This window comes from Clostridium sp. (genome assembly GCF_051656525.1).
GTDB lineage: Bacteria > Bacillota > Clostridia > Clostridiales > Clostridiaceae > Clostridium.
Genome location: NZ_JBOGCC010000328.1, coordinates 1 through 4038 on the forward strand (window position 1 = coordinate 1; position 4038 = coordinate 4038).

General features: G+C 29.5%; 2 protein-coding genes. Both read right to left on the reverse strand.

What is annotated here, in order from left to right:
* Positions 1-118: 118 nt before the first annotated feature.
* On the reverse strand, positions 119-1654 hold the full coding sequence (locus ACRDDY_RS16390) for a YceG family protein (protein WP_438566010.1): 1536 nt from the start codon (positions 1652-1654) through the stop codon (positions 119-121).
* A gap of 200 nt (positions 1655-1854) precedes the next feature.
* A partial coding sequence (locus tag ACRDDY_RS16395) for a cation-translocating P-type ATPase (protein WP_438566011.1) occupies positions 1855-4038 on the reverse strand: 2184 nt, incomplete at its 5' end.

Consider the following 4038-nt stretch of genomic DNA (forward strand, 5'->3'; position numbering starts at 1 on the left):
TATTCATATTCATATTCATGTCATTGCCCATGCTAAAATCATTATTCATCATTTGAGTTTGTCCATATCCTTGTTGCATAGAATTGCCCATATTATTGTCATTCACCATAGTTTCCCCCTATTTACTTAAAAGTCTTGAAAAGAATCCTTCCCTTGCACTCATTATAGTTCTATACATAGAGTCATATTTCATAACTTCTAATCTTTCTGAAACTATAATCTTATCTCTCAGTACATTATTTAAATTACATAACCCTGATGGATTAAATATAATTATGTCAAAGCCTACTACATGCAAATATCCAAGTATTAATTGTATCTCTTCTGAAAGACCTTTTTCCCTTTCTATAAATACAGTTAATTTAGGAATATTCCCCGTAAAATCAAAATTATCTATAAGTCTTAAAACATTATTATTTAGCTCAAGAACTAAAACTAATAATCTTAAAATCTGCTTTTCTTTAAATTCTTTTTTATAAATATCCTTTCTAGTAATAACTTCATTAAACTTCTTCAAAAGAAAATTTTGAGTCTCTGTACTATACTTAGAAAACTTATATCTTTTAAGTTTTTTTATCCCTTCTATATCAAACTCACCATTACTTAACTGATGAAACATAATGCTATACATATCCTCTGATACTGAATTATTGTTTGATAATTGCCTTCCATTTATAAAAAAGATATTTTCTCCTGTTGTGCAAAACTTTATAAGCTTTTGATACTTAAATATATCCTCATATTGTCCATCAATCTTAAAAAACATACAAGGAACCTTCACAGTATCATCCTTAACTTCAAAGCCTACTCTAAGCTTTGCTGGTTCATTAAAATATGTGTAAATATCCTCTAAAATAGAATCTAATAAAACAGCCTTTGTATATCCATCTCTAAACTGCCATGGCTTATACATTCCAGTACTTCCATTAAAAAGTTCCCCCTCAATTTCTCTTTGCAAAACCTTTGTATTAGTTTCTATTCCCTCAATAAACTTTCCATTCTTTGCTCTGTCCTTAAAGGTTTCTATACTTAAAATCCCCATATTTTCTACAAGTTCACTGTCCTTGTCTATATCCTTAAATAAAGTTTCTTTTAATGGATTTATATAGACTACATCAAAACCCATCCTATGCATTAAAATTAAAAAATATATTTCATGCTTTCCTATTTCACCATAATAAATCCCTTTAGGAATAATATCTCCATCAAAATCAATCTCTCTTAAGTGAACATAAGCCCATACTATAAGTTTAGTTATAAAATTATTTCTAACACTATCATTAAAAAACTTTTCCTTTTCTATAGCTATAGGAATTACATAATCTAAAGCTTCTAAAAACTTTATATTTATCTCTCTATTATTAAATATAGTAATGTCTTGATACTTCATATTAAAAATATCCATAGATGAAAGTTCATTATAAATATATTGTATAAGCTCCATTTCTCCACTTAAGGAAATATTCCCATCAAATAAAATACAGCTTTCCTTATACTCATCCATTCTTACTTCAATAGTTTTCAATAAATTATTATACTCATTGCTATCTTCAACACCTATAAATCTATAGAAACAACTCCTAAAACTTGGATTCTCATAATCTCTTTCGTACTTTTTTCTAAATATTGAATTTATAATATTTATAAGCTTCATTACTTTTCCCCTTTACCTATAAGCGCTCACTTTTATTTATATTATTCAATTACCATAAAATTACTTTACGCACTTTTAATTTTACTTTATTTTTACTTTTTTGTTAAGTTCTTTCTTTAAGATTGTGAATAATTAATTTCTACCTTTATAATTTATTTAACACAAAAAAAGCAAACCAATTAAGGCTTGCTCTTTATTAATTATTTTTCTGCTGTTTTGAATATTGCTTTTCTTATCATATCTACAGGAATTACTGTTAAAGCTAATATTATTACTGTAATCCATCCTTTTATTCCAAATGGGCTACAACTAAATAGGCTTCCACCAATTAATGTTAATACAACTTGGACTACAACTATTATTCCCATAACTTTTATAAAGCCTGGATTTTCTCCTATGTTTTCAAATATATTAACGCTTCCACTTCTTACGTTGAATCCATTAAATACTGCTGCTAATACAAACATTGAGAAGTATGCAGTTAAATGTTGCTCTTCAGTTGCAAACATATTTTTAAAGAATGGAACCATTAAGAATATGAAACTTAATATAGCAACCCATGCTCCAACAACTAAAACTTGTTCCATCATATTTTTTGAAACAATGCTTTGAGTTCTTGACTTTGGTTTTTCTTTCATATATTTTCTAAGAGCTGGTTCTGAACCAAGTGCTAAAGCTCCAAGTCCATCCATTATAAGGTTTATCCAAAGGATTTGTGTAATTTGAAGTGGTTGTGGTAATCCTAAGAATGGTGCTATTGCACATACTGCAACTGCTGCTACGTTTATTGTTAATTGGAATTTTATAAACTTTAAGATGTTATTATAAATTGTTCTACCATAAAGTAATGCACTTTCAATAGATTTAAAGTTATCATCTAAAATTACTATATCTCCAACTTCTTTTGCTAAGTCTGTTCCAGATCCCATTGCAAATCCTACATCTGCTCTCTTAAGTGCTGGTGCATCATTTACTCCATCTCCAGTCATTCCACAAACTAAGTTTAATTCTTGTGAAATCTTAACCATTCTTGATTTATCTGTTGGAAGAGCTCTTGCGATAACTCTAAGGTTTGGAAGTATCTTCTTAATTTCATCATCAGTCATTTTATTTAATTCTTCTGATGTTAATGCAATATGCTCACTTGAGCTTATAAGTCCACAATCTTTTGCTATTGCAAATGCTGTTTCTTTTCTATCCCCAGTTATCATAACAACTTGAACTCCAGCATTTTGAACTTCTTTAATAGCTTCTCTCGCCTCAGGTCTTACATCATCTCTTATTCCAACAAACCCTACAATTACTAAGTCATCTGGAAGTGTATCTTCTACTAAAGGTTTTTCACTGTAAGCAAAAGATAATACTCTCATTTCCTTATTAGCAAGGGCATCAATTTTAGCATTTATTATATCTTTATTTACTTCTTTTATACTTCCATTTTCATCAATATACTTAGTAGCTTTACCTAATAATCTTTCTGGTGCTCCTTTATATACTGTTTTTCCATCAATTTCAGCTGCTGAATATTTGTTAGCTGAATTAAAGGCTTGTAATTTTTTAATTTGGATGTTTGAAAGACTTTCCATACCTTCTTTAGTTAAATAATTTAATAAAGCTTTATCGGTAGCATTACCACCAATTACATGTCCATCTCCATCAAACATAGCTCCTGTATTTTTACCAATACACATCCCTATAAGTTCTTTTATCTTTTTACTTTCATTATAGGAATTTTTTACATCTCCATCAAAGAATTCTACAACTTCAAGTTGACCTTTGGTTATAGTTCCTGTTTTATCTGAGAATAAAATATTTAATGAACCTGCTGTCTCTATTCCAATTGGCTTTCTTACAAGTACATTCTTTTGTAACATTTTTGATGTATTTCTCATTAAAACTATTGCAATCATAAGAGGTAGTCCTTCTGGAACTGCCATTATTATGATAACAACTGCAAGCATAAGTGCTGCCAATATTTCTTTAAAAATATCTATTCCACTTGTCATTGCTAAGTACTGCGAAAATCCACCAGCACTCATTACATTTTCAAGCATTAAAGCTAAACCAATGACTACTGCACCAATATATCCAAACTTAGATATTTTTCCTGCAAGTTCTGTAAGCTTAACTTTTAATGGACTATCTACATCATCGTCAGCCATATCTTCAGCCATGCTTCCCATAACTGTTTTCATACCAACTCTTTGAACTTTCATAACCCCAGTTCCACTAACTGTAACTGCACCTCTGAATAACGAATGTTTATCAACAAAAACATCTCCTGTTAACTTAAACTCTCCATCAGCTGCTATCTCAAGTTCATGCTCTAACATAGCTATTTTAGTACACTCTTCAGATTCACCATTTAAAGATGAGTTATCTAC

What these genes read in the sequence shown, in the direction of transcription:
- ACRDDY_RS16390 (WP_438566010.1), bottom strand. Translation starts at nt 1,654, where the DNA reads ATGAAGCTTATAAATATTATAAATTCAATATTTAGAAAAAAGTACGAA.